The sequence below is a fragment of the Rhizobium sp. BK591 genome (assembly GCF_014195045.1).
GTDB lineage: Bacteria > Pseudomonadota > Alphaproteobacteria > Rhizobiales > Rhizobiaceae > Rhizobium > Rhizobium anhuiense.
The window spans coordinates 1,432,448-1,458,806 of the sequence record NZ_JACIAZ010000001.1; the positions used below are offsets into that span (position 1 = coordinate 1,432,448).

Genomic DNA, 26,359 nt, shown 5'->3' on the forward strand with positions numbered 1-26,359 from the left:
TCTAAAGCTTGAGCCCGCTCGCCTGCACGTAGGGCCACACTTCGACGCCGCCGCGATGGATCATGTCGAGCGAGACGTAGAGAATGATCAGCAGACCGACATAGGCGATCCAGCGATGGTTGTTGAGCAACCGGGCGATCAGGTTAGCGGCGATGCCCATCAGCGCAATCGACAGGGCAAGACCGATCACCAACACGCTCGGATGTTCGCGCGCCGCACCGGCAACAGCGAGCACGTTGTCGAGCGACATCGAGACGTCGGCGATGACGATCTGGGTCGCCGCCTGGAAGAAGGTCTTCTTCGGCGCGCGTTCGGCGCCCGTAGCTTCGTGGTTCTCGCCATGGCCGGCGCGAAGCTCGCGCCACATCTTCCAGCAGACCCACAGGAGCAGCAGGCCGCCGGCCAGTAGCAAGCCGACGATCGCCAACAGATAGACCGCGACGCTGGCAAAGAGAATACGCAGAACAGTTGCGGCGACGATGCCGACGATGATCGCCTTACGGCGTTGCGTCGCCTCGAGGCCGGCAGCAGCAAGACCGATAACTACGGCGTTGTCGCCGGCGAGAACGAGGTCGATAGCAATGACCTGCAGCAAAGCCGTCAGACCGGCTGCCGTAAAGATGTCCATATGAATTATCCCCAATGCGTCAAAACCGTGCTAGCGTCTCGAAGGTTTAACGTCAACCGCTGACGGATTTCGCAGGCGGCACAATTCGCGACTCTGTGCATCAGACATGCAAGGCGGAAACACGGCGGGGCATCGCTATTCCCATCGCCATTGCCTTGGAACATTCACGTCAGCCACCGGTTCTTCAAGTCAGGAAAGCTGCCATCGATCGATGGCAGGATCGAGACATCGAGAGGAGAACCCCGTGAGCAGCATTTACAACGATACCAACCCGGCTTTCTCAGGCCCGACAGGCGGCAGCAGCCTTGCCGCATTTTTCGACAGCCGGTCAGAAGCCGAATCCGCCGTCTCCCGTCTTGAGGACGCAGGCGTGCCGGTTTCAAGAATAAGGTTGATGCCCGGATATGAGGCGGATGGAAAAAATCCCGGGGCCATGAGCGACGACCGCAGCGGCTTCTTCGACGCGCTGGCGGACTTCTTCTTCCCTGACGAAGATCGGGCGGTCTACGCAGAAGGGTTGCGGCGAGGCGGCTTCCTCGTCCAGGTCAATGATATCGATGACGCGCTCTACGAGACCGTCCACGATATTCTGGACGACGAGGGCAGCATCGACATGGATGAACGGGCGGACCTCTGGTCGTTGGAGGACAGGCAACAAGGCGCATCAAATACCGGCTTTGCCGGCCAATCCTCTGGCGGCAAGGCGTCGGAAGACCTCGCCGTGTCCGAAAGCGCATTCGACGATGCGCGCCCGCTGGCAATGCGGGACACCACGCATGGAAGCGCCAAAGTGCGCGCCTATACCTTGCCCGGCAGCAGTTCCGAACCATCGGACGATGCCGATGGGAAATCCCAAGGCCACTCTCAGACCCAGTCGCAATCCCAGGGCGGATCTCACCAGAGCCAGGGCTTCCGACGCGATCACTGATAGCGCCTGACGTGGATCAAGGCCCGGCGGCGATGCCGGGCCTTGATCTCATCCCGCTTGTTTATTCGAGGATATGTCCATGCAATCATCCATCAATCGCGACGGCCGCCTTCCAGACCCCGACGAACTGATCGCAGAAGGTGAGCCGCCTTTTGCCGATGCCGCAGTGGAGACTGCGCGTGAAAAAGCCGACCAGGATCTCAACGCCCTGCAGCAGGAGCTAAGGCTGCTGAAGGCCCATATCGGCGCGCTGCGCGAGGACGCCGAGGCGGCGCTGAAAGCCAAGGCCACATCGGTCGATGCAAGCGCCCATGTCCAGCTCGGCGACTATCCCTGGCTGAAGCTCGCCGCGGCTATCTGCGCAACCTTCATTGCAGCCAGACTGGTTCGGCGCCTTCCACTCGGGGTCATGCTTGCCGGATTTGCCGGTCATCTCACGGACGCGAGAACACCTGGCATCCGAAGCCGCATGAGCGCGCTACGATCGGTCTAGAGCGGTTCAGCTTTTCACGGAAGCGCAGCACCGCACGCAATCCCGGACGGAAAACCGTTTCACACACTTTTCCTGGAATTGCTCTGGCCGCTGCGCACCGAATGTTCCGCTTCCGTCTGCGATGCCGATGCCAGTTCCATGGCGATGTCGACAAAGCGCTGACCGAGCGAATTGAGTTGCCGGCCTGCAATTTTCTGCAGGGCGAACTGGCGTGAGGCGATGTGTTCCTGCAGCGGAATCGCTGTCAGCACGCCCCGGCGGATCTCCTCGCGCAGGAACTCATCGGACAATATGCTAACGCCATCCGAGCGTTCCACGATTGCCTTCAGCACGCTGAAGGGAGCTGCCTCGACAAGGTGTACCGGGAAGGGGACGCCATTTGTCGTGAACAGGGCTTCAATCTGTTTGCGGAAAGCGCCGCCGCGCGGGGGCATCACCCATGTCGAGCAGGCGAGTTCCGCGAGAGAGACGTCTTGCCGCCCCTCCAATGGATGCCCCGCCCGAACCACGATCACCGATCGGGCCGTGAAGAGCGGAATGACTTCCACTCTCTCCGGTGCCGGTCTCTGTCCGACATTGGAAATGACGAGATCGAGCTTGTGGGTCAGGAGCCGCTCCATCAACTGCTCGTCCGTGCCCTCAACTACCTCGATGGCAGCATTGCCATTTTCCTCGAGAATGCGGCCGACGACCAGCGGCACGAAACTGCCGGTCGCGAGCGGCGTTCCGCCGATGTGGAGCGGGCCTTCAACACCGCGGCCACGCGCTTCCAATTCCCGTCCGGCTATCTCCAGAATGGCTTCAATGCTTTCGGCATGGCGCACCAGTATCTTGCCAGCCTCCGTCATGATCGCACCATGTCGACCGCGGTCGACAAGCTGCATCTGCGTTACGTCCTCCAGACGCGCGACGCTGACAGAAAGTGCCGGCTGGGAAATATGAAGCGCTTCCGCCGCCTTGAGGAAGGAGCCGGCGCGGTCGATGGCGAGAAGGTAGCGAAGCAGTCGGGGATCCAAGTCCATTTGTCACCAGACCTTCGGCGTGGGTGTGTTCAGAATTCCGTCGAATAGCACGTCCGCAATGGATGCCCTACAGCGCCGCCCAACGCCACGCATTTCCATCGGCAACTTTTCATGAGGCTGCCGTCTTCATGTCTTCATGTCTTCATGTGCTTTCTTAAAACGTTGATGAATGCTGCGACCTTGGGTTTGCGGAAGGCCGATGGCAACTGGACTGTCTGGATCGCGATCATTCTCGATGGAAAACCGGCCAGCAGCTGAACGAGCCGGCCTTGGGCAAGGTCGTCAGCCAGAAAAACGTCGGGGCAGATGAAGATACCTTTTCCCGCGCGCGCAGGTATCAGGCAGGCGGGAGGGCTATTGGAGAGGAAGGGGCCGGTGACCGACACTTGGATCTGCTTCCCTTCAATCAGGAAGGGCCAACGGTTCGGGTCAGGATTGTTGGCGTCGCGAATGCAAATGTGGCTGGACAATTCGTCCGGATGGGCCGGTGCGCCATGGCGTTCGATGTAGGATGGGGCGGCGACGACCAGAAGCCTTGCCTCTCCGAGCTTTCGTGCCACGAGGCTCGAGTCCTTCAAAGTGCCGATGCGCACGGCCAGATCGAAACCGTCTTCAGCGAGATCGACGTATTCATCGGACAATTCCAGCTCAACCGTAACCTCCGGATGGAGATCCATGAACTCGAGAATTGCGGTTGCGACGACCGTTTCGCCAAAGGTCAGAGGTGCTGCCACACGCAGCGTGCCTTTCAAGCCACTTGATGCCTCGAGGGACATGTCCAGCAGATCGAGTTCGTTCAGAACACGTCGGCATCCCTCGAGATAGATCCGACCGTCATGCGTCAACGACATGGATCGGGTGGTGCGATGAAGCAGATTCATTCTCAAGTCAGCTTCAAGCGTCGCGATGTATTTGCTGACGAGCTTACCGGAAATGCCCAGCCGCTCGCTTGCGGCGGCAAACGATCCCGCCTCGACCGCGGCGACAAAAGTTCGCATGCCGTCAATCTTATCCATACCGATTGTCTCCATTTTGGCGAAACTGAGACGCTATAATCGCCATTTTGGCGATTAATTGCCAGTGCTAAATCGGAACCCGGCAGATCCAGGAAACATAGATGGTTGCTTCCGAACTGCCGCTCTCGATCGCACGCGGCGTTCCGGCGGTGAGCAATCGGCGTGCCGTATCGCGTTCGACGAAGATACCGTCAACCCGGTCCCGCCCGGTCGTCGGGCGCGAAATTCACAAGTTCTGCAGCGCAGTTCCGCGCTGCCTCATGCAAACCAGGTAAAAGGGATTTTAAAAATGAGCCCAAAGGAAATCGTGCTGAGCGCTGTCGTCGCGCTGTTCACCAATTTTGATCCGGAAGCGGCAAGCCAGCTCCTGAAGGAAAACTACATTCAGCACAATCCCGCCGTACCCACGGGCGCCGCTCCTATCCTCGGCTTTCTGCCTGCGCTCAAGCAAAGCGGCCTGACGGCGACAACTCATCGCGTCCTGGCAGAGGGGGATCTGGTGGTCCTGCATTCGACCTATGAAAATGCCCAGGCCTTTGGCGGCCAGACGATGGTCGCATTCGACGTGTTCCGTGTCGAAGACGGCAAGGTTGCCGAACATTGGGACAATCTACAGGCTGCCGTCCCCGCGTCGAAAACAGCCAGTGGCAATTCGATGACGGACGGCGCGACCGAAATCAAGGATCTCGCCAAAACCGCCGAAAACCGTACGCTGGTCGAGAACTTCGTGCATGACGTATTGCTCGGCACGGCACCGCAGAAGATCACCGACTATATTTCGACGGAAACCTATATCCAGCACAACCCGATGGTGGGCAACGGATTGGACGGCCTGGGCGCCGCGCTGAAGGCGATGGCCGAAGCCGGCCAGCCGATGGCCTACACCAAGACACATTTGATCGTTGCCGAGGGCAACTTCGTCTTCACGGCCTCGGAAGGGAAGCTCGGCGAAACACCAACTGCCTTCTTCGACCTCTTCCGCGTGGAGAGCGGCAAGATTGTCGAGCATTGGGATACGATTTCCACCATCCCGGCTCAAATGGCCCACGACAACGGAAAGTTCTGAGGAAGGCGCGAAATGAAATTCGTCCTGTCAGTCATTCTGGCGTTTCTCGTTTCCATGTCCGGTACAGCGATGGGCCAAGAGAAGCATGTCGTCGAAATCGTGACGATGAACTTGAAGGATGGCGTATCAGCCGAAGCCTTCGCAAAGGTCGACAAGGCCCTCGAAGATCAGCACGTCAGCAAGCAGCCCGGTTTCGTTTCGCGTGAGACTGCCATAAACGGCCGCCAATGGCTTGTTATCGTGCATTGGAAATCGGCTGCCGCCGCGCAGGCTTCGATGGACAGTTTTGCCGATGCACCGGCAGCATCAGAGTTCATGAGCATGATCGACGCCTCAACGATGACGATGACGCGTTACGACCTCGTTATCCGCTGAGCGGCTGCACCCGTGTGGGCTCACGCTGTTGGGTGAGCCCACACATCGATATTGCCGGCGGATGGATGTTTTGGTCGCCGACGCGGGTCGTATCGTTGGGCCATCGTATGCGCTATCTCGCGTGTACATCACGCTGATGGGGGCTGAATGAAGGGCGCCGCTCGGATTAAGACGTTCCGTTTCTCGAAATGTGGGGCTGAAATTGAACCGCCGGCATGCAACGATCCCAATCCGTCAATTGTCGCTCAAAGGCTCTAACATTGATGAGCTTGCGGCCGCTCTTTCCAGCCTCTGCCTGCGAACCGAAGCCGTTCTGGAGAGCAGAGAAGCCGTCTCTTACAATATCCATTCCATCACGGCCGGACCAATCTCTCTCATCGCCGGCGTTTATGAAGGTGATCTGACGGTCCGGCATCGGAGTCCGACGGAGACCGATGTGATTATCCTTCCTCTCTCCGGACGCTCCGTCGTTACCATGAACGGTCAAGAGATGTTATCGGAGGGAACTCGTGGCGTCTTCGTGAACAGTTTGGCCGCAAGCGCAACGCGTTTCATCGGATCAAGAAAACACCTCGGCCTCAGGATCCCTCGCGACGAACTGATACGGCGCCTGGCGCTGCGCCTCAACATGTCAATACGCGGCCATCTCGATTTCGCGCCGGACATCGACTTGTCGACGGCCTCAGGATCCCTGTTGATGCGGCTGTCGGCCCTTATGTACACCGGTTTGGCAGATGGAAGCCTGGTTCAATCGCCGATAGCGCTGAGCAACCTCACCGAGACAACGATCGAACTCTTGATGGAAGCCGCTCGGCATCGCTATTCGAGCGACCTGCTCTACCGCACTGGCGAGCCGCCCCTGCCGAGGAGCGTCAAGCGGGCGATCGACTATATGCGCGCGCATATCTCGGAGCCGATAACCGTGAACGACATCGCAGCCGCAAGCGGCGTCAGCCCGCGGACGTTGCAGCAGGGATTTCGCGACTTTCGTGATACGACTCCCTTTGCCTTTCTCCAGCGCCTGCGGCTGGAGGCGGCTCATCGCGAATTGATGACAGGTGGATCGGACCTGTCGGTCAAGCAAGTCGCGCTCAAGTGGGGTTTCGTCCACCGCGGTCGATTTTCCGCCGACTACAGAAAGCGCTACGGCGTGCTTCCGTCAGAAACATTGCGGAGCTCGGGGTCGAGTTCGGCCGACTGAATAGCCGCGTCCCTCGCCAGCGCCGGGGGTATCGAGGATGCCGGCGTGAGCCACATATCGCGGGAAAGGTCCGATATCCGAGACGGAATCGTACGGCCTCTCGCGGTTTAAGTTTCTGGTAAGCGCGCGCCATTCACTTATCGCTCGGAAGTGCATGCTTTGCCGATATCCGCAGACCAATTTCGCCGCGGTGAAATCCATCTTGTGTCGGCAAGCAGCGTATTTGAGCTGATGAGGTTGGAATGTCGAGATTGCCGCTAACGTTGCTACTTATGTTATTGACTATATTTCCACTGCTGGCCTTCGCGCTTATGGGTGCGTCGACCGCATTGGAATACTACCATGGGTATTCTTCTTTCGAGCAGGCGGACGTCACGCAACGCCTTGGAAGGGCTGGCGGCGTTCTGGCACAGGTCATCCCGGCAGAAGCGTTTTCTTCTGCTGACGACCGTCAGGCGCGCCGGGCCGCATCGGATGCTGCTCTTGCGGAAGTTCAGTCTGCCTACGACGCCTGGAAAGCGTCCGGTCTTGCCGATCCCGCGATCGAGCATGCCGTACAGATCATTGGCGAGAAGCGCGACAATCTTGCGAATTTCCGCAGCCGTGTCGATGCCGGAACCGCCGGCGAGACTGAAGGAGGTGTTGCCCTGCGTCCCGCTGCGGCCGCCGGTCTGGATCTGATCCGCCGCACCGGCGCGACGATCGACGATCTCGAACTGGCGCGTTTCATCAACGGCTTCCACGCCCTAATGCAATTCAGGGAGGCGGGGTTCATGGAAATCAGGCCGGGCAGGGCTTATATCAAGAATTCGACAATGGCGGTCGATCTCTTTTCGTCGCTTCTGTATTCCAAGAGCCTGCGACAGCTTTATTTCGCGCCGATGCATGAGTTTCTGCCAGCGGACCTGGTAAAACCCTACGACGATTTCGAGGCTGGCGCCGAGGGCAGGTTCATAGCGAGCGTGCGCGATCAGGTTTACGCGAACCTGCCAAACGTCTCCTTTCCCGTCGATACAGCTGATCGCTGGAATGCCGCAACTGGGCGGAGAGCCGAACTGCTGGGCCAGCTTGTCACACGCGCCAGCGCACGGCTCGACCAGACGGCCGCCAAACGCTACTCCGAACTTCGGAAATCCTTCCTGGGCTATTCCGGCTTGACACTCGCGATCATGACGATTGTCCTTTTGCTCTGCGTAACGGTCATTCGCAGGATTTCCCGCTACATTCGGTCGCTGACCGGACGCATGACGGGACTGGCGGAGGGCGATACCGCAACGGAAGTGCCGTTGACGAGCCGACGCGATGAAATCGGTGAGATGGCGCGAAGCCTGGAATTCTTCCGTGAGGCAGCGATTCAGAAGAAGAACCTCGAAGCGTCGGCAGAATCCGAGCGGGATCGCTCGGAAAAAGAAAAACTCGACATCCAGGAAAGCGCCGAGCGCGAGGCGGAAGACCGGCTTACGCGGGCGACCACGGCGCTCGCGACAGGTTTGAAGCGATTGGCGCATGGCGACCTGGTCTGTGAGCTAGAGGAGCCGTTCGCTCCGCAATTCGAAAGCCTGCGCGAGGATTTCAACGCCTCTATACGGCAACTGCGGGACGCGCTCCAGACGGTCGGGCGCTCTGTTGAAAGCGTGACCAGCGGCAGCGCCGACGTGTCCGCCGCCTCCGAAGATCTCTCGAAACGCACGGAGCAGCAGGCCGCCTCGCTTGAAGAGACTGCGGCAGCGTTGGAGGAAATCACCGCCAATGTGATGTCCACCACCAAAAGGACTTCGGAAGCCCGCGGCGCCGTTCAACGCATGCGAGATCATGCCGAGATATCCGGTCGTGTGGTGCGTGACGCGATCGGCGCCATGAACCGTATCCAGGGCTCTTCCCAACAGATCAGCCAGATCATCGGGGTCATCGACGAGATTGCCTTCCAAACCAACCTCTTGGCGCTCAATGCAGGTGTCGAGGCGGCGCGAGCGGGCGAAGCCGGGAAGGGTTTTGCGGTCGTCGCCCAGGAAGTCCGTGAACTCGCTCAACGCTCTGCCAACGCGGCGAAGGAAATCAAGAAGCTCATCGACACTTCGGCTTCGGCTGTCGGGGAGGGGGTAAAACTCGTCAGTGAAACCGGTTCGGGGCTGAGGACGATCGAGGAGCTCGTGCTTGATGTCAACGTTCACATGGACGCGATAGCGATAGCGTCCCAAGAACAGTCCTCCGGACTTCACGAGATCAATACAGCCGTCAATCACATGGATCAGACAACGCAGCAAAATGTCAGCATGGTCGCGGAGATGAGTGCAGCCGGTGCGAGTCTTGCACAGGAGAGCCGGAGTTTGGCGACGCTGTTGAAGCATTTCCGCTTCGAGACCGGGCGGAAGGACATTCGCATACAAAGAGCTGCCACAGAACTCAGAAGCGTTCGACGCCCCTTGCCTCAAACGAGCCGTGGCAATCTAGCACTCGCATCCTCAAATGAAGATTGGCAAGAGTTCTGACTCCGGCAAACTGCCATCGAATATATCAACCATGAAGACAACGGCAGGGTCGTTCCCGGCCGTTTCCTCGACGCTGTTTCACCGCGCGGAACTGCTTGGGTTCAGGATTTGTCTGATCCATCCTCACGCGCCTTGCTTGCCAAGATAACGTGCCTGCCACTTGCCCGTCCTGACGTTTTCCTCGGTTGATTTGTGCAGCATTTCAGTGAAGCGTATCGCTGCAAGCGTGCGCTCCGTATTTTGAAGCGAGGCGATCAGCCAAGTGACGTTGAGGTTGTCGATCGGCGACCAGGCGAACTGGGTCAGCGGTGAGTTGACCATCCCGCAATAGGGCATGATGGCAAAGCCGACCTTGCGCCGAATGAGGTCGTCCATAGGCGCATATTCGGTTTCTACGGCAACTTTTGCCCGGCGGCCGATACGGGCGAATTCTGCTTCGACCAGTGTTCTCAGGCCGTCGGGACGCGGCGTCAGGATCAGCGGTCGGTCCGCCACCGCATCGAGGCTGACCGGCCGATCGGGCGACAGACCGCTGTCGACAGGCCCGACCAGGTAAAGCTGCTCCTGAAGCAATGGCACGGTGTGCAGATCGGGCTCCGTCAACGGTGCAGCCAGAATGCCGATGTCGATGTCCCGGAAAAAGATCGCCTCGCGAAGCTGGACCGAATGTGCACCGCGGACGCGAAGGCGCACATGCGGGTAGGTCTCCACGAAGCTTGCCACAAGTTCGCCGGTCAATACGCGTCCCATGAAGGGCGGCGCGCCGAAGGCAAGCCGGCCTGATGGCGTGTTGGCGGCGTGCATGACTTCCTCCGGAATCCTGGCGATCTCTTCCAGAACCGCTTCCGCGCGCGTCCGGAACACTTCGCCGGCCGGCGTCAGTGTCAAGCCTCGACCCGTGCGATGAAACAGTGGCGCGCCGATCTCCTGTTCCAAGGCTGTGATCTGCCGGCTGAGCGCCGGCTGCGAGATGTCGAGCTTTTCGGCCACGCGCGACAGATTGCCGAACTCGGCGGCCTTCAGAAAATATTCCCATTTTCGAAGGTTCACAGCCTCGCCTCCGTTCGTGCCGCGATATGCATTTAAGGTTATAGCTGAACTGCCGTTCTGTCTATTGATGAAAGGCGCCGCGCTTGGAATAGTCGCAATGGGTTGAGGAGCCCGTGTTCGAGGAGATCTTTATGTTCAAGCGCGCAATTCTGACCGCAACTGTCGTCATCGCCGGCGGGACCCAGTCCTGGGCCGAAACCCGGATCGCCATCGGCACGCCTCCCATTGCCGAAGTGGAAGCCGCCTTCGTGGCCAAGGATGAGGGCCTGTTTGAAAAGAATGGCCTCAACGTCGAGTTCCTGCCGACCGGCTCCAACCAGACGCTGGTGGCATCGCTGGTCGCCGGCTCGCACCAGATCGTCGCCGTTTCGCCCACCGTGCTGTTGCAGGCGGTCGACAGCGGGATCGACCTCGTGGTCGTTGCCAATTGCGGCGTGACCGCAGCGCGCACGGCCAGGAATGTCGGTCTTGCGGTACGCGAGGGTGTCGAGATCGCCAAGCCGGAGGACCTGGTGGGCAAGAAGATCGGTACGCCAAGCATCGGCGGCACCCTGGATATCCTGTTCCGCCAATGGCTCAAGCAGAAGAACGTGTCGGAGAAGAACATCACCTTCATCGAGGTGCCGATCCCGAACACCGCTGACGTCCTCAAGGGCGGCACCATCGATGCAATCATCGCCGGACAGCCTTCACTCGGTCGCGCCGTCAGCCAGTCGAATGGCAAGGTGGCGTTCAATTTCATGGCGGACCTTCCCGAAAGCCTGCCTTATACGACCTTCGTGGCGACCCGCGATTGGGCCAAGGACAATGCCGAGACCATCAAGTCGTTCCGCGCCGCCTTCGCTCAGGCGACAGACCTGGTGGCCGCCAATCAGACCAGAACCCGCGAGATCGTCTCGAAATACACCAAGCTGCCCATTGAGGTTCTGAACAAGATCGAACTGCCGGAATGCAAGACCGTGCCGACCACGGCCGCGCTCGACTATTTCGACAAGGCGATGCGGGAAGGCGGCATGCTGACCGGCGAGATCGATACCGCTGGCCTGATCGCTCCCTGAGCCCCCTTCGTCAATATCCACAGGTGACATCATGGCCCAGATGACCGGCGCGGAAGCGCTAACCCTTTTGCTTGTTCGGGAAGCGGTTCCCTTTGTCTTCGGCGTCGCCGGCGGCAAGCTGAACCCGCTGTTGCATGCAATTTCGCGCGAACCGTCGATCCGTTATCTCGGTGTGCGCCATGAGGCATCTGGCCCCCTGATGGGGGCGGCGATTGCCGCAGCGAGCGGACGGATCTGCGTGGCGCTCGGTGAAATGGGACCGGGCTCGTCCAATCTGGTCGGCGGCCTCGGCACCGCCTTCAACAACAACTTGCCACTCGTGCTCGTCACCTCAAACAATCACCATGCGTGCGCCTATCCCCACCGCGGCATGTTCATGGATCTCGACACGCATGCGCTCCTGAAGCCGCTGACCAAATGGAGCGCGGTTGTGCATGACGGGCGACGGCTGCCCGATCTCGTCCGCGACGCCTTCCGCCAAGCGCTGACCGGGCGGCGCGGCCCGGTTCATCTCGATGTGCCGCAGGACGTATTTACGACCAAGTTCGATTTCGACGACGCGGCGCTTTCGCTGCCGCCATCGGCCTATCGCACCGTCGAAGGCCCGAGAGCCTCCGCTGCCCAGATCGCCCGCGCCGCCGACATGCTGGCGCAGGCGGAGCGCCCGGTGCTGGTTGCCGGCGGCGGCGTCGTGTCCGCGGAAGGGGGCGCGCTGTTCCGCAATCTTCTGGAGGTTCTGAAGGCCCCGGCGCTCGCCACGCAGATGGGCATCGGCACGGTTCCTTCGGATTCGCCGTTCTTCATCGGCCATGGCGGCATCATTGGCGGCGACGCGGTTTCTTCGGCCCTTGCCGGAGCTGATGTCATACTAGCTGTCGGATGCCGGTTTTCCTCCTGGCTCTGGAACGAAACCGGTGCCCTTGCAGGCGGCGGTGCCGACCTCATCAACATCAACATCGATCCGATGAGCCTTGGCGCGAATGCCCGCCATGCCCTCGGCATATGGGCGGATGCCGCCAGCGCGCTTGCCGATCTGCTTGATGCCCTGAGGAGCCGGCAGATACCGGATCGGTCGCGGTGGCTGGCGCGCATGCGCGATATCTACGCCAGCTATCGCGGCAAGCTCGAACGCATGAACGAGGACAATGGCCCGGTCATGCATCCCGCCCGTCTCGGCACCGCGCTCGGCAAGCTTCTGCCCGCCGATGCGCTGATCGCCTACGACGGTGGCCACACCTCCTTCTGGAGCAATGATCTCACCCCGGCAACCATCGAACGCACCCGTTTCCACGAGCCCGGCATGTGCCAGCTCGGCTTCGGCACGCCCTATGCGGTGGCGCTCAAGCTACTTCATCCAGACAGGCCGGTCTTCAACATCTGCGGCGACGGCGCCTTCGGCTTCACGCTTTCCGAGCTCGACACCGCCCGGCGCTACGGTCTGCCGATCATCAACATCATCCACAACAATGCCTCCTGGGGCGTCATCAAGATGGGCCAGAGAAAGACCTACGACTTCTCGTTCGGTACGGATCTTGACGGTGTGGACTATGCCGACGTCGCACGCGGTTTCGGTTGCCATGGAGAGCGGGTGACAACGGTGGAAGAGATCGGGCCGGCTCTCGAGCGGGCTATCGCCTCCGGCCTCCCGGCGGTGATAGATTGCCACGTCCGTTTCGAGGCGCATCCCAGCATGCCTTACTTCGCGAAGATGAATGCCTATGGATTCCCGCAGGGGGCAGGCGGCCCGCATGCCGCTCTTGTGAAGGGAGTTTGATGTGGTTGTGACGCAATTTTCCACCCGCCGACCCTATGGTGAAAGCAATGCGCCGGCCTCCGGCGAGACGCGGATTCGCATCCGCGACGTGACGCTCTCCTATGGCCCGCTCCAGATCATCGGCGGCATCAGCCTCGATGTCGCGGCCGGTGAGACCGTCTGCGTCATCGGCCCATCCGGCTGCGGCAAGACCACGCTGCTGCGCATGCTGGCCGGTCTGGCAAAACCGACCTCCGGCAGCGTCGAACTCGATGGCGCGGGGCTTGGCGGACCGAACCGCTCCGTGGCGATCGTCTTTCAGGACTACGGAAAGGCTCTGCTGCCCTGGCGGACGGCAGCAGGCAACGTATCGCTGGCGCTGGAAGCACGCGGCTGCCGCCCCGCCGACCGGCCTGGGATCATCCGAGATCTCCTCGAGAAGATCGGCCTTGGCGCTCACGCCGACAAATATCCGGGTGAAATGTCCGGGGGCATGCAGCAGCGCCTGCAGATCGCCCGCTGTCTGGCGCAGGAGCCGAAGGTGCTCCTGATGGACGAGCCCTTCGGCGCCCTTGATGCCATGACGCGGCAGGCGCTTCAGGACGAGGTTCTCGGACTGGTTGCCGCAACCGGGGCCACCATGGTTTTCGTCACGCATGATCTCGAGGAAGCGATCTATCTTGGCGACCGGATCGTCTGCCTGCAGCCGAATCCCGGCCGCGTCGGGCGGATCGTCGACGTGTCGCTGTCGCGGCCACGCGACCAGCTTCTGACCCGTGAGGATCCGGAATTTCTGCGTCTGCGCCGTGAACTCTACGATCTCATCAAGGATGATCACCAATGACCGCGCAGCGCCTGCTGAGCACTGGCTGGCGCGCGGCTCTGCTGCCGGTCGCCCTCATCGGCCTGGCGCAGCTTGCCGCGACCGCGACTGCGCTGGAAAGCGACAGCCTGGCGAGCCCGTTCGATATTGCCAAGGCCTTCTTCTCCGTCGTCGCAGACGGTTCGCTGCTGCGGGCGACGGCGGATACGCTGAAAGCGGCTGCCGCCGGGTGCCTTCTCGGTGTCGGGGCAGGATCGCTTCTCGGCATCGTGCTCGGCCTTTCCCGCATTGCAGACGATGCACTCGATCTGACGATCGAGCTGCTGCGGCCGATCCCCGTGGTGGCGCTTATCCCGGTCGTGATGATGTTGCTCGGCTTCGGGGCGGAAATGGAGATCGTCATCATCGCGCTCGGCATGCTGTGGCCCTCGGTCGTGCTGGCACGCGCCGCCGTCAAGGAGGTGGAGCCGCGCCTGATAGAGGTATCCAGCGTACTTCAACTCGGCTTTGCCGCCCGTCTCGGCAAGATCGTTCTGCCGGCCATCCTGCCACAGCTCTTCATGTCGCTGAAACTTGCCGCCGGCTATGCGCTTGTGGTCGCAGTGACGGTGGAGATCACGGCCAATCCGCTCGGCCTCGGCTATGGTATCATGATGGCGCAGCAGGCCCTGAGGCCGGCTGAAATGTTTGCCTATCTGATCTGGATCGGCGCGATCGGCTGGCTCATCAGCCTGCTTCTCAACGCGGCGCAACGGGCCTTCTTTCCGGCCTTCGTCAAGGGAGAGGGGCGATGAGGCATTTTTCCCTGCGACGGCTTTTGCTCGGCACTGGGGCGCTGGTACTCTTCGTTCTTGCGTGGAAGCTGGTGACCGATGCCAAAATTGTCTCGCCGATCTTCTTCCCCGGCCCGGAGCGAACCTATGCCGCGCTGGTGAAGGGGCTCTTCGGCGGCGCCCTTCTCACGCAGACGCTGGAGACGATCCAGCGCATGCTGCTCGGCTGGCTGCTTGCTTCGTTCGTCGGCGTCTTTCTCGGCGCGCTTATCGGCGTGTCGAAACAGGCTCGCGCATTCATCGCTCCGACGCTCGAACTGCTTCGGCCGCTTCCCGCTTCGGCCATGATTCCGATCGCAATCGCCTTTCTCGGTTTCTCCGATCACATGGTCCTCGTCGTCATCGCCTTCGGTGCTCTCTGGCCGATGCTGCTCGCCACGATGCACGGCTTCGCCGCCATGGAGCCGCGGCTCTATGAGGTCAGTCAGGTGCTTGGCCTCAGTCGTTCAGAGGTGATCTGGAAGTTGGCACTGCCGAGCGCCATGCCGATGATCCTCGCCAGCCTGCGGCTCGGCCTGACCATCTCACTCATTCTGGCCGTCGTCGGCGAAATGCTTGCAAGCCGCGAAGGGCTCGGCCAGAGCATTCTGGCGGCCAGCCGAAGTTTCCGTTCCCCCGATCTTTTCGCCGGCATCGTCATTCTGGGGGCAATTGGCCTCGCCGGAAGCCGGTTGCTATCGGTTGCGGAAAAACGCCTCCTGCGCTGGCAGGCCGCCAGCCGCTGATTTTTGTCTTTTGAATAGATGGATCTTGTCATGTTCAAACTTTCCGATGCCTCAACCATCATCGACACCGCCCTTGCGGAAGGACGGACCCGTGGTCTCGCGCCTCTGGCTGTCGCCGTCCTCGACGCCGGTGGCCATCTGGTCGCGTATAAACGCGAGGACGGGGCCGGCATCGTTCGTTTCGACATCGCCTTCGGAAAAGCCTGGGGCTCGCTCGGCATGGGATTCGGGTCGCGCGAATTGACGGAACGCGCCGGCAAGAACCCAACATTCGTCACGGTTCTATCGGCCGTCAGTGGTGGGCGCATGGTGCCTTCTCCGGGCGGTGTCTTGATCGCCAATGGACAAGGGCACATCATCGGCGCGGTCGGAATTTCCGGCGATCTCGGAGACAATGACGAGCTTTGCGCCATTGCCGGCATCGAGAAGGCCGGGTTCCGGCCTATCGCAAAACTTGCAGATTGATTTCTGGAAGAATTCGCCTGTTCATTTAAAGGGAAGCCTCCTGCAGACCGCAAGCTGCATCGACGGGGCTTTGTCCTGCGAACGGAATTTCACCGATTAGAGCCTTCACCAGCGCCTGCTGCACCGGCGGCACGGCGGCATAGCCGTTCACGAAGGTTCTGCATTCCGGCATGTGATACAGCAGGAACGGCGTGCCGAGCGAGATGTAGACTGTGGGAAGATAGTCCCACAGTCTTTGCATCGAAAGCGGGAACAAGCCGTGCAGGTCCTCCCAGCGCGGCCCCAGGTTTTCCTTGGCGGACACACCTTCCTCGGCCATCAGATACATGCCGATATCGTGGGCGGCCGGATCGATAGCATCGCCCCGGCGATAGAGCGTGACGTCAAAACCCCGTTCGCGCAGCATATCGGCCACGCGCAGTTGCGGCAGTGGGCCGGAAGGGCTCATCCGGCTTTCCAGTTGCGCCAGCAGGATACGTTTGTGCCGGCTCGGATCAAGCGGCAGCAGAGCCTGCTGGTCCTTGACCAGCGTGATCCCGGCCTCCGCGGCCGATTTCGACCATGCGGCATGCTCGGCGCCGCCGAGCAGCCGCGGGCGATCTTCCGCCTCCGGGGGATGGCCGCCGGTCTCGTGGAGCTTCATCGATGCTTTGAGCGCAAGCACACGCAAGACCGCTTCATCGACACGCTCCTGCTTGAGAAGACCGTTCTGAAGGCCTTCCCTGATATAGCCGAGATCCTTGTCGAGATCAGCCGGGAACAGCAGGATATCGCAGCCCGAGGCGATGCAGAGCGGCACGAGTTCCCGCCGCGCGCCGCGCGCATTGAAGCCGACCATGCCGGAGGCATCGGAAACGACCAGGCCATTGAAACCCAGCTCTTCTCTGAGAAGGGTGGTGGTGAGGTCGAAGTTGAGCGACGCAGGCATATGGGCGGGGCTCAGGGCCGACGATCCCAGCTCGGCCGTGTAGGCGGGAAGGGTGATGTGGCCTGCCATGACGACCTGCACCCCCTTCGCAAAGGCGTCGGCATAGATTTTGCCAAACGTCCGGCGCCACTCTTCCATCGGCATCGTATTGTGGGTGGTGGCGAAATGCTGGTCCCTGTCGTCGATGCCGTCACCCGGCCAATGCTTGATCGAGCTTGCGAAACCCGCCGAGCGGGCGCCTTGCTGATAGGCCGTCGTCATTGCCATGACTGTCGAGACATCCGCGCCGAATGACCGGGTGTTGACCACGTTCGAACGGAAATTGACCGCAAGATCGGCAACCGGCGTCCAGGAGATATTGAAGCCGAGAAAACCGCCCTCGCGCGCCGCAACGACACCCATGCGCCGCGCATGCTCGGCGTCTCCCGTCGCAGCGATGGCCATCTGGTTGAGGTAGGGCGTTCCGGCCGCAACGCTGCTCTTCTCCGAGAACTCGATGTCGCAGCTCATCAGGAGCGGTATCGCCGTCTGCGACTGAAGGAATTGCGCGCTGTCGCGCAATTCCTGCTCGGAACGGGAGGGCATGCGATGAATGCCGCCGACATGGCGCTGCAGCGGGGCCGAGAGATTTTCCGGCGAGAGGTCGCGGCAAAGAGGCAGCATGATCTGCCCGAGCTTTTGGTCCAGCGACAGGCTGTCGAAAGTGGATCTCACCCACGCAAGAGCCGTGTCATCGAGATGGAAGGGATGTCCTGCAAGCTTTTCAAGGATGGTCTCGGTCATCAAACCCGCTTTCCGCTGTCTGCGTCAAATATGTGAAGGCGATCCTCGGACAGGCCGAGCCACGCCTTGTCGCCGGGTTTTATGCTGACGGAGGCTGATGTCTTGGCGCAGATGCCAATGCTGCCGCGTTTGCACCAGACGAGCTTTTCGGCTCCCATCGGCTCGACGACGTCGACCTCGACCGCCACGCCCGATGCGGCCTCTTCTGCATGGAGCACGACGTCTTCGGGGCGGATGCCGACGATCACCTTTCGGCCGTTGGCCAGCGGCGCTTGCAGCGCGGACGTGATGCGCACCGCCTTGCCGTCGATGATCACATCGCCGCCTTCAACGGCGGCGTCGAGGAAATTCATGGCGGGCGAGCCGACGAAACGGGCGACGAAGGTGTTCGCCGGCTTGTTGTAGATCTCGTCTGGCGTGCCCTGCTGCTGGATGATCCGGTCCTTCATGACGACGATGCGGTCGGCAAGCGTCATCGCCTCGATCTGGTCGTGGGTCACATAGATCATCGTCGACTTGAGCCGCTGATGAAGACGCTTGATCTCGACGCGTAGGTCTGAGCGCAATTGGGCGTCGAGGTTGGAGAGCGGTTCGTCGAAGAGAAACACGCCCGCGTCGCGCACGACGGCGCGGCCGATCGCCACGCGCTGCCGCTGGCCGCCGGAAAGTTCCGACGGTTTGCGGTCCAGCAAGGGTTCGATCTGCAGCATCCTTGCCGCATTGGCGACGCGCTTTTCGATTTCCGGCTTGGCGGTCCCGGCGACTTTCAGGCCGAAACTCAGATTTCCCCGCACGCTCATCCGAGGATAGAGCGCGTAAGACTGGAAAACCATCGCGATCCCGCGGTTCTTCGGCTCGACATTGGTCATGTCGTGACTGCCGATCAGGATCTGCCCTTCGGCAACGTCCTGGAGCCCGGCGATCGCATTCAGAAGCGTGGACTTGCCGCAGCCGGAAGGCCCGAGCAGGACGATGAATTCCGACGGCGGAATGTCGAGATCTATGCCTTTGAGGACCTCGACCTGCCCGTAGCGGATGCCGAGATTTCGCAGTTGAACGCCTGTCATGATTAGCCTTTCACGGCACCGGAGGCCACGCCGCGGACAAACCAACGGCCCGAGGTGAAGTAAACGAGAAGCGGGATGATCGAGGTGAGCAGCGTTGCCGCCATCTCCACATTGTATTCCCGCTCGCCATAGGTGGAGTGCACGATATTGTTGAGCTGGACGGTCATCGGCGCATAGTTGATGCCGCCGAAGACGAGGCCGACGATGTAGTCGTTCCAGATGAAGGTGACCTGCAGGATGCCGGCGACGGCGATCATCGGAACCGACATCGGCAACAGGATGGAGAAGAAGAAGCGCCAGTAGCCGGCACCGTCGACACGAGCGGCCTTAAAGAGATCGATCGGGATCGTTGCGAAATAATTGCGGAACAGCAGCGTCACGACGGGCAGAGCGAATACGACATGCACCGCGATCACGCCGGCCAGTGAATTGAACAGGCCGATGGTGGAAGTGATGTGCACGAGCGGATAGATCAGCACCTGATAGGGAAAGAAGCCGCCGATCAGCAGCACGGTGAAAAGCACGTTGGCAAAGCGCACCCGCCAGAAGCTCAGCGCATAACCGGTGACCGCGCCGGCTGCGATGGCAAGGGCGACGCTCGGAATGGTGATCAGCACGGAATTCACGAAGCCGACTTTGAGACCCTCGCAACGCAGTCCCGTACAGGCAGAATTCCAGGCCTTGGACCAATATTCGAAGGTCAGCGCATGGGGCAGGGACAGCAGCGTGCCCGTCCGGATCTCCTCCATCGACTTGAAGGCCGTCACGATCATCACGTAGAGCGGGATCAGCACCACGATCGCGATTGCGATCAGCAAAACGTAGGTCAATGCGCGCGACAGCGGGGCGGCATAGGCATTGCGGTGTACGGGAGCGCGGCCGTTTTCAGTGGTCATTCGACAGCTCCCTTGCGACGGTTCTTGAGATAGAGAAGCGGCACGGAGACCAGCAGGACGAGAAGCAGCAGCGTGGTGGCCGCGGCGGATGCAAGGCCCACCTGCTGGCGTTCGAACATGTGATCGATGATGAACTTGGCCGGCACATCGGTTGCAATGCCCGGTCCGCCGCCGGTCATGGCAACCACGACGTCGAAGAGGCGCACGACCGTCAGACACATCAGGACCAGCGCAGTCGTGATGCTCGCGCCGATACTCGGGACGATGATATAGAGATGCGCCTTCCAGGCGGGGATGCCCTCGATGCGGATCGCCTTCCACAGATCGTCGTCGACGCCGCGTAGCCCGGCGAGGAGAACGACCATGACCAGGCCGGACGAGTGCCAGACGGCTGCGAAGATGATCGTAAAGATCGCCGTATCCGCATTGACGATCCAGTCGAAGGAGGCATTCTCGAAGCCGAGCTTGCGAGCAACGTCGGCAATGCCGTAATTCGGATCGAATAGCCAGCGCCATACCAAGCCGGTGACGATGAAGGACATGGCGAAGGGATAGAGGTAGATCGTCCGCAGCGCGTTCTCACCGCGGACGCCGCGGTTGATCATGGCGGCGAGCGAATAGCCGATGAACAGCGTGACCGGGATGAAAATCACAGCGAACAGGGCCATATTGGTAAGCGAGACATGCCACCGGGCGTTGGAGAACAGGTTTATGTACTGGGTGAAACCGGCAAACCTGTAATTGGGCAGCATGGAGGACCGGGTGAAGGATATGCCCGCCGCCCATAGAACGCCTCCGACATAGACCGACAAAACGACGAATGCGACGGGAACAAGTGTCAGGGTCGCTTGAAGGCGACTGTTTGAAGGCGACGTTGCGAACACGGCTGGGGACTCCGAATATCTCAGTCGTTCGGGGGAGGCGACGGAATACGCTCCCCCCGAAGCGGTTGCGTCAGCTCGCGGAGAGCCCGTTCGCATAGGCCTCGATGAACTGGTCGGCAGTCAGGCCGCCCTTGCTCCAGAAGCGGGTGATCGCATCCTCAACGGCACCGACAACGGCCGGCGGGAACATCATCTGGTCGCCCGCCGTTGCGAGCTTGGCGTCGCTGAAATAATGCGACGCTTGCGCAATACAGCTGTTGAGCTTGGACGTATCGGCGCCCTTCAGGATAGGGATCGTACCGTTGGCAACCGCAAAGGCGGTCTGTGTCGGAATATCCGTGAAGGTCTTGAGGAGCAGATCCTGCGCCTTGGCCATCGCATCATCCGCGGGTTCGGGGAACAGGAACACGTCACCCGAGATGATCATGCCCTGATCGGCGCCGATGATTGCACATTCATAGTCGCTGCCGGCCGATTTCCCGGCAGCAGCAAAGGCTCCGTTCAACCATGTGCCGCCCTGGGTCATAAGCGCCTTGCCTGAGATGACGAGGTTGGTCGAATCCGGCCAGGAGCGCCCCGGCGAGCCGGCATCGGCATAGTCCTTGAGCTTTTCGAACACTTTGACGGCGGCCTTGAACTTGTCGCCCCGCACCGCTGCCGCATCCCTCTTGTAGATAACCGCATCATAGGTTTCGCGCCCTGCAACGCCGAGCACGACGGCATTGAACATCAGCCGCTCCCAGCGCGGCTCCCCGGAGGGCGCGAAAGGAATGAGGCCAGCCGCCTTGGCCTTGTCGAGCGCAGCAAATACCTCGTCCCAGGTCTTGGGCGTCGACACGCCTATTTTGTCGAGGATCGGCTTGTTGAACCAGAACCAGTTGGCGCCGTTGCCGGAGATCGGAAGCGCCCAGATCTTGCCGTCGACCGTGCCCGAATTCAGCAGGGCTTGCGGCATTTTTTCCTGCCAGTTGTCGGCCGTGGCGGTCTCCGTCAGATCACGAAGCAGTTCGTTTTCCTGGAGTTCGATAAACTGGGCACCGGTATTGAACAGCATGGCGGCGGGTGGGTTGCCGCCGACCACCCGGTTGACGGCCGTCGCGCGGGCGTTCGGTCCGCCTGATATGGCATTGTCGACCCAGCTTCCCCCAAGCTCGGTGAACTTCTGGGCCAGAACCTTGACGCCGGCCGACTCGGCGGCGGAGGTCCACTGATGAATTACCTCAGCCTTGATCTCATCTGCATTCGCAGAGGCTGCGAAGCAAAGCGCGACTGCAGTGGTCGCAGTAAAAAGCAATTTGAAAATCACTGTCTTCTCCTCCTGAATTCCGCGGCGGATTATTCAGGAGCGCATTATCATTCGTCCAATAATGGATTTAGCAAATACCATAATCAGAAATTATAGATCTTTTCGACACTCAGACAGCGTTCATAGTTTCTCAAGCTCAACCGTCAGGTGGGCGACGCAGCGTCCGGGGGGTCGCTTTCGAGGTCGGCCCTGATGAAATCGGCGGTCTGTTCGTAGTGCTGCTGCAGCAAGCGTACAGCCTCGTCGCTATTGCGATCGAGCACGGCTTTCAGAATATCCGCATGCTCCTGCGCTACGTTGCGCACGCGAAACGCCTTGCGGCTGGACAGTGAGCGATAGCGATGAAGCCGGTCGGCGAGCTGTTCGCAGAAGCCGATCAACGGTCGCGAGCCGCAGCCGCCGATGAGCTGCGCGTGGAAGGCGCGATGCAGCCGCTCCCATTCCGGATTGCTCTCGAACCGCTCCGGGTTCAATGAGCGAGGTGCGCGCTCCAGCCTGTGGTGCGCAACGAGAAGGGCTTCCTCCCATGCCGGTGTGCTGTTTGCGAGCGACTCCCGCAAAGCCAGACCTTCCACCCAGCAGCGGGTTTTGGTCAGCTCCCCCAATTCCCCCAAGCTGATCGGTTTCACGAAGAAGCCACGCTGCTCCTTGCCGATGACCAGATCCTCGGTGGTTAGGCGGTTCAACGCCTCCCGCAAGGGCGTTTGCCCCGCTTCGTATTGCTCCATCAGGAAGCGCAGTTGCAGCTTGCGTCCGGGTTCCAAGCGCGCGGACAGGATGTCGGCCTTCAGCCGTTCGTAAATGCTGGTTGCCAGTGTTGCGGGGCTCTCCGGCCCCCTGTTCAGCGCATCTGCGTCCATATCGAGTCCATTGTTCAAATCTGTTTTCATATACACGACCACATGCAATTCGTAAAATTTATAAATTTTTACTTTACACGAGCGTTTATGGATATTATTCGAAAGCAGCACAGGAGGACAGCGTGAGCGTAGGCAAGCAAAGCGCAGGGCGGTTCGACAGCGGTTGCGGCTGCTGTGGCATCGACATTCACTGCCATGTCGTGCCGGCACGTTTTCCGCTGCCGGCTAGTGGCGCGCCGGTGCGCGGCTTTCCCTCTATGGTCGCCTCGGGCGATTGCCATGCCACCGTCGTCATCGACGAGAAGCCCTATCGCACGGTCAGCGACGCCTGCTGGGTCGCCGAACGGCGGCTCGAAGACATGGACCGTAGCGGCATAAGGCTTCAGGCACTTTCACCCATGCCGGAACTTTTCGGCTACTGGATGGAAACCAACGCGGCCAACGACCTCCTCCGTCACGTCAACGACGCGATTGCAGCACTCGTTGCGGAAGGAGAGGGGCGTTTCGTCGGGCTGGCCGGCGTCCCCCTGCAGGATATCGACCTTGCTATCGCCGAGCTGCACCGCACGGTCAGTACCCCAGGCTTTCGCGGCGTCGAGATCGGCAGCAATATAAATGGCGTTCCGGTCGGCGATCCCAGGTTCCATCCGTTCTTTGCGGAAGCAGAGAAGCTTGGAGCGGCCGTCTTCGTCCATGCGGTGCGACCGGCCGGCATGGACCGGCTCGTCGGGCCGGCGCCGCTTCAGCAGGTGCTCGGCTATCCCACCGATGTGGGGCTGGCCGCGGCCTCGGTGATCACCGGTGGGCTGCTGTTGAAATTCCCCCAACTACGGATCGCCTTCAGCCATGGCGGCGGCACGCTCGCCTCGCTTCTGCCGAGGCTGGAGCAGGGCTATGCGGCTTTCCCGGCTCTGAAGGAAACGATGGCTGAACCGCCCTCGGCACAGGCCCGCCGGCTCTACGTCGACTCTCTCGTCTTCGATACGGACACGCTGCGCCGCCTGGTTTCAGTTTTCGGAGAGGAACGCGTGTTGCTCGGCACGGACTACCCCTTCAATTTTCGCGACCAGCAGCCCGTTGCGCGCATCGAGGCCGCTTTCGCCGACACAGGACTGCGCGAACGGCTGTCCTTCAGGAACGCGCAGGCCTTCCTTGCCCTGGATGAGGTTTGATCAGATGTCCGACTTTCCCGTCACCGCCCTGCGCAGCGTCGAACTCGGCACGCCCGACCTGGCTGCATCCGTCGATTTTTATAGCCGGGTCTGGGGACTGGACGTGGTCGCCGAAGCCGGCGGCAAGGTTTTCCTCGCCGCGACCGGCGACGATTTCCATGTGCTGGAACTGAAGCCGAGCGACCGCTCGGAACTGCGCAAGATCACGTTCCGCGTCCATTCCGCCGAAGATCTGAAGTCGCTTTTTGCAAAGGCCGTTGCGGCGGGATGCGTCACGATGCGTGAGCCGGGACCTGCCGACGCACCGTCCGGCGGGGAGCGCTTCGTCGTTCGGGAGCCGCAGGGTTCGGTGCTGGAATTCGTCTATGGCGACGACAGGAAGGCGGGCACAGTCGTCGCCAACCGGCCGGAACGCCTCGCGCACGTCAATATCAACAGCGCTGACATCGAGGCCCTTTCGGATTTCTACCGCGATGTCCTGGGCTTCCGCCTGACCGACCGGTCGAAGCTGATGGCCTTCCTGCGCTGCAATGACGATCACCACGCCGTCGTGCTGGCGGAAGCGCCGGTGAACGGTTTGAACCATATCGCCTTCCTCATGCCCGATCTCGAATCGGTCATGCGCGGCTCCGGCCGGGTGGTCGATCACGGTTACCCGATCGGCTGGGGCGTCGGCCGCCACGGGCCGGGCGACAATGTCTTTGCTTACTTCGTCGATCCGCAGGGCGTCGTGGTCGAATACACCGCTGAGGTTCTGGAGGTGGACGATGATTATCGCGTGCGGGGTCCGGACGAATGGGTCTGGCCGCCGGGCCGCACCGATCATTGGGGCATCGCCGCCCCCAAGAGCGACGCCTGCAAGAAGGCACAGATTTCCATCGGATTTTCCGGCGCCTGACGCGGCCATCATCATAGCAGAGGCATTCCGTTGAATAGCGAGAACAACATTTCCCATCGTTATGACGTGCTGGTGGTCGGCTTCGGCCCGGCCGGCGCCGTGGCTGCCGGCATGCTGGGCGCGCGCGGTCATTCCACTCTTATCGTCGACCGGCTGACTGACATCTATGACAAGCCCCGCGCCATTGCCATCGACCACGAGATCCTGCGCCATTTCGACAATATGGGCATCGCCGACGACGTACTGCCCCATATCGCGCCCTTCACCGCTTCCCAGCACTTCGGCGCACAGGGGCAACTCATTCGCCGCATCGACATGGTGCCCGCGCCCTATCCGCTCGGCTACACGCCAAGCATGGTGTTCACCCAGCCTCCGGTCGAGGCCGTGCTCAGGCGGCATGCCGAAAGCTTCGATTGCGTCACGGTCGAACTCGGAACCGAGATGACCGATCTCGATCCGCAGGCCGATCAGGTCGTTGCAACGCTGAGGGACGCCTCCGGCAAGTCCCGGACGGTCGCGGCAAAATACCTGGTCGGTTGCGACGGCGCTTCGAGCCGGGTTCGCGAACTGTCCGGCATGACGCTCGAGGATCTTACCTTCGACGAGCCCTGGCTGGTGGTGGACGTGCAAGTGCATGATGCCGCACTCACCAAGCTGCCGCAGACCTCGGCGCAATTCTGCGATCCCTCGCGGCCGACCAGCTATATCATGGGGCCGAAGAACCATCGCCGTTGGGAAATCATGCTGCTGCCCGGCGAAAATCCGCGCGAAATGGAAAGATCCGAAAACGTCTGGCGGTTGCTGTCGCCCTGGCTCACGTCAGAAGAGGGCGAACTCTGGCGCGCCGCTGCCTATCGCTTCCATGCGCTGGTGGCCGATGAATGGCGCCGCGGCAGGGTGTTGATCGCCGGCGATGCCGCTCACCAGCAGCCGCCCTTTATCGGGCAGGGCATGTGCCAGGGCTTGCGCGACGTTTCCAATCTCGTCTGGCGGCTGGACCGCGTGCTGACGGGACAATCCTCGGAAGCGCTGCTCGATACCTATACGGTCGAGCGCAAGCGCCACGTGCAGACCCTGACCGGCAAGATCAAGGCGATCGGCCAGATGATCTGCGAACGCGATCCGGCGGCAGCGGCCGCGCGCGATGCTCGCATTCTCGCCGAGGGCGGCGGCAAGCCGCCGACCATTACCCGCCAGGAAATCGTTCCGCCGATCGAAGAAGGTCTGCTTGCCGCGGCGGGAACGTCGGCGCGGGGGCTGCTCTTTCCGCAGCCCGCCATCGTCGAAGGCGCTTCCACGCGCCTGCTGGATCATTTCACCGGCCCGAATTGGCGGCTCATCCTCGACGGCCGCCGGATCGGGGCCGGGGAGGGAGAAGCATTTGCCGGGGAGATCGATGGGATCGTGATCAAGACCGTCGTCCCTGAAGGTGCGGAGACAGTCGATCCCTCGGCCCTTCGCGAGAAGGATGGCGTGCTTTCCGCTTGGTTCGACCGGCATGGCGCAATCGCCGCACTGGTGCGTCCTGACCACTATGTTTTCGGCGCTGCCCAGAACGTTCAGGCGCTTCGCCAGCAGATCGCGGATCTGCATGCTCGCCTCGCCTGAAGAGCAGGGCCTGTCACACATTGAAGTTCAAT

The 26,359-nt window shown here is 61.0% G+C and carries 25 protein-coding genes; 15 read left to right on the forward strand and 10 right to left on the reverse strand.

Annotated features, from left to right (window positions below; translation table 11 throughout):
• Position 1 precedes the first annotated feature (1 nt).
• A complete protein-coding gene (locus FHX10_RS06950; RefSeq protein WP_028758505.1) occupies positions 2–628 on the reverse strand; it encodes a TerC family protein in 627 nt (208 codons plus the stop codon).
• A gap of 244 nt (positions 629–872) precedes the next feature.
• Here FHX10_RS06950 and FHX10_RS06955 point away from each other — a divergent pair, with 244 nt between their 5' ends.
• Positions 873–1,556 carry a hypothetical protein gene (locus FHX10_RS06955; RefSeq protein WP_047615222.1) on the forward strand — a complete coding sequence of 228 codons (684 nt, stop codon included), beginning with the start codon at positions 873–875 and terminating at the stop codon, positions 1,554–1,556.
• A 79-nt stretch (positions 1,557–1,635) separates the two neighbouring features.
• On the forward strand, positions 1,636–2,049 hold the full coding sequence (locus FHX10_RS06960; RefSeq protein ID WP_052213385.1) for a hypothetical protein: 414 nt from the start codon (positions 1,636–1,638) through the stop codon (positions 2,047–2,049).
• A gap of 59 nt (positions 2,050–2,108) precedes the next feature.
• Here the strand turns inward: FHX10_RS06960 and FHX10_RS06965 are convergent, their stop codons facing one another.
• Positions 2,109–3,071: a LysR family transcriptional regulator gene (locus tag FHX10_RS06965; RefSeq protein ID WP_025554536.1), complete on the reverse strand. Its 963-nt coding sequence runs from the start codon at positions 3,069–3,071 to the stop codon at positions 2,109–2,111.
• Positions 3,072–3,205: 134 nt separating this feature from the next.
• On the reverse strand, positions 3,206–4,087 hold the full coding sequence (locus FHX10_RS06970) for a LysR family transcriptional regulator (RefSeq protein WP_025554537.1): 882 nt from the start codon (positions 4,085–4,087) through the stop codon (positions 3,206–3,208).
• A gap of 64 nt (positions 4,088–4,151) precedes the next feature.
• On the opposite strand from FHX10_RS06970, the gene FHX10_RS06975 reads away from it, so the two are divergent.
• The 4 genes from FHX10_RS06975 (at position 4,152) to FHX10_RS06990 (ending at position 9,218) form a co-directional block, all read left to right on the forward strand.
• Positions 4,152–5,153, forward strand: coding sequence for a nuclear transport factor 2 family protein (locus tag FHX10_RS06975; RefSeq protein WP_245445219.1), 1,002 nt, complete (start codon positions 4,152–4,154; stop codon positions 5,151–5,153).
• 12 nt (positions 5,154–5,165) lie between these two features.
• Positions 5,166–5,528: an antibiotic biosynthesis monooxygenase family protein gene (locus FHX10_RS06980; protein ID WP_025554542.1), complete on the forward strand. Its 363-nt coding sequence runs from the start codon at positions 5,166–5,168 to the stop codon at positions 5,526–5,528.
• Positions 5,529–5,730: 202 nt separating this feature from the next.
• A complete protein-coding gene (locus FHX10_RS06985; RefSeq protein ID WP_246712998.1) occupies positions 5,731–6,729 on the forward strand; it encodes an AraC family transcriptional regulator in 999 nt (332 codons plus the stop codon).
• Positions 6,730–6,971: 242 nt separating this feature from the next.
• Positions 6,972–9,218, forward strand: coding sequence for a methyl-accepting chemotaxis protein (locus FHX10_RS06990; RefSeq protein WP_184389182.1), 2,247 nt, complete (start codon positions 6,972–6,974; stop codon positions 9,216–9,218).
• 123 nt (positions 9,219–9,341) lie between these two features.
• On the opposite strand, the gene FHX10_RS06995 is transcribed toward FHX10_RS06990, so the two are convergent.
• Positions 9,342–10,268: a LysR family transcriptional regulator gene (locus FHX10_RS06995; protein WP_063475623.1), complete on the reverse strand. Its 927-nt coding sequence runs from the start codon at positions 10,266–10,268 to the stop codon at positions 9,342–9,344.
• Between the two features lie 131 nt (positions 10,269–10,399).
• Here FHX10_RS06995 and FHX10_RS07000 point away from each other — a divergent pair, with 131 nt between their 5' ends.
• Genes FHX10_RS07000 through FHX10_RS07025 form a run of 6 tightly spaced genes read left to right on the forward strand, consistent with a single transcriptional unit; the run spans position 10,400 to position 15,925 of the window.
• Positions 10,400–11,326: an ABC transporter substrate-binding protein gene (locus FHX10_RS07000; protein ID WP_143541067.1), complete on the forward strand. Its 927-nt coding sequence runs from the start codon at positions 10,400–10,402 to the stop codon at positions 11,324–11,326.
• A 31-nt stretch (positions 11,327–11,357) separates the two neighbouring features.
• Positions 11,358–13,100, forward strand: coding sequence for a thiamine pyrophosphate-binding protein (locus FHX10_RS07005; protein ID WP_063475621.1), 1,743 nt, complete (start codon positions 11,358–11,360; stop codon positions 13,098–13,100).
• 1 nt (position 13,101) lies between these two features.
• On the forward strand, positions 13,102–13,923 hold the full coding sequence (locus FHX10_RS07010) for an ABC transporter ATP-binding protein (RefSeq protein ID WP_028756750.1): 822 nt from the start codon (positions 13,102–13,104) through the stop codon (positions 13,921–13,923).
• Positions 13,920–14,696 (forward strand): ABC transporter permease, encoded by a 777-nt coding sequence (locus FHX10_RS07015; RefSeq protein WP_028756751.1) that lies wholly within the window; start codon positions 13,920–13,922, stop codon positions 14,694–14,696. Before FHX10_RS07010 ends, FHX10_RS07015 begins: the two co-directional genes overlap by 4 nt.
• Entirely contained in the window at positions 14,693–15,460 is a 768-nt protein-coding gene (locus FHX10_RS07020) for an ABC transporter permease (protein ID WP_049813421.1), read from the forward strand. Before FHX10_RS07015 ends, FHX10_RS07020 begins: the two co-directional genes overlap by 4 nt.
• A gap of 30 nt (positions 15,461–15,490) precedes the next feature.
• Positions 15,491–15,925, forward strand: coding sequence for a GlcG/HbpS family heme-binding protein (locus tag FHX10_RS07025; RefSeq protein ID WP_049813423.1), 435 nt, complete (start codon positions 15,491–15,493; stop codon positions 15,923–15,925).
• Between the two features lie 25 nt (positions 15,926–15,950).
• Here FHX10_RS07025 and FHX10_RS07030 read toward each other — a convergent pair whose 3' ends face one another.
• From FHX10_RS07030 to FHX10_RS07055, 6 genes are all read right to left on the reverse strand, one after another.
• A complete protein-coding gene (locus tag FHX10_RS07030; RefSeq protein WP_097623429.1) occupies positions 15,951–17,636 on the reverse strand; it encodes a glycoside hydrolase family 3 protein in 1,686 nt (561 codons plus the stop codon).
• Positions 17,636–18,703: an ABC transporter ATP-binding protein gene (locus FHX10_RS07035; RefSeq protein WP_063475619.1), complete on the reverse strand. Its 1,068-nt coding sequence runs from the start codon at positions 18,701–18,703 to the stop codon at positions 17,636–17,638. The genes FHX10_RS07030 and FHX10_RS07035 overlap by 1 nt, the downstream gene beginning before the upstream one ends.
• A gap of 2 nt (positions 18,704–18,705) precedes the next feature.
• The gene (locus FHX10_RS07040; protein WP_063475618.1) at positions 18,706–19,599 is read right to left on the reverse strand and encodes a carbohydrate ABC transporter permease; all 894 of its coding nucleotides are present in this window, start codon (positions 19,597–19,599) and stop codon (positions 18,706–18,708) included.
• Complete coding sequence (locus tag FHX10_RS07045) at positions 19,596–20,483, reverse strand: carbohydrate ABC transporter permease (protein ID WP_063475617.1); 888 nt, start codon at positions 20,481–20,483, stop codon at positions 19,596–19,598. Before FHX10_RS07045 ends, FHX10_RS07040 begins: the two co-directional genes overlap by 4 nt.
• Before the next feature lie 70 nt (positions 20,484–20,553).
• Positions 20,554–21,789 carry an ABC transporter substrate-binding protein gene (locus tag FHX10_RS07050; protein ID WP_097623430.1) on the reverse strand — a complete coding sequence of 412 codons (1,236 nt, stop codon included), beginning with the start codon at positions 21,787–21,789 and terminating at the stop codon, positions 20,554–20,556.
• Between the two features lie 143 nt (positions 21,790–21,932).
• Positions 21,933–22,649 carry a GntR family transcriptional regulator gene (locus FHX10_RS07055; RefSeq protein ID WP_097623439.1) on the reverse strand — a complete coding sequence of 239 codons (717 nt, stop codon included), beginning with the start codon at positions 22,647–22,649 and terminating at the stop codon, positions 21,933–21,935.
• A 122-nt stretch (positions 22,650–22,771) separates the two neighbouring features.
• On the opposite strand from FHX10_RS07055, the gene FHX10_RS07060 reads away from it, so the two are divergent.
• The 3 genes from FHX10_RS07060 to FHX10_RS07070 are packed head-to-tail and all read left to right on the forward strand — an operon-like array spanning position 22,772 to position 26,327.
• Complete coding sequence (locus FHX10_RS07060) at positions 22,772–23,821, forward strand: amidohydrolase family protein (protein ID WP_097623431.1); 1,050 nt, start codon at positions 22,772–22,774, stop codon at positions 23,819–23,821.
• A 4-nt stretch (positions 23,822–23,825) separates the two neighbouring features.
• On the forward strand, positions 23,826–24,719 hold the full coding sequence (locus FHX10_RS07065) for a VOC family protein (RefSeq protein ID WP_097623432.1): 894 nt from the start codon (positions 23,826–23,828) through the stop codon (positions 24,717–24,719).
• A gap of 30 nt (positions 24,720–24,749) precedes the next feature.
• Positions 24,750–26,327 (forward strand): bifunctional 3-(3-hydroxy-phenyl)propionate/3-hydroxycinnamic acid hydroxylase, encoded by a 1,578-nt coding sequence (locus tag FHX10_RS07070; protein WP_097623433.1) that lies wholly within the window; start codon positions 24,750–24,752, stop codon positions 26,325–26,327.
• Positions 26,328–26,359 lie beyond the last annotated feature (32 nt).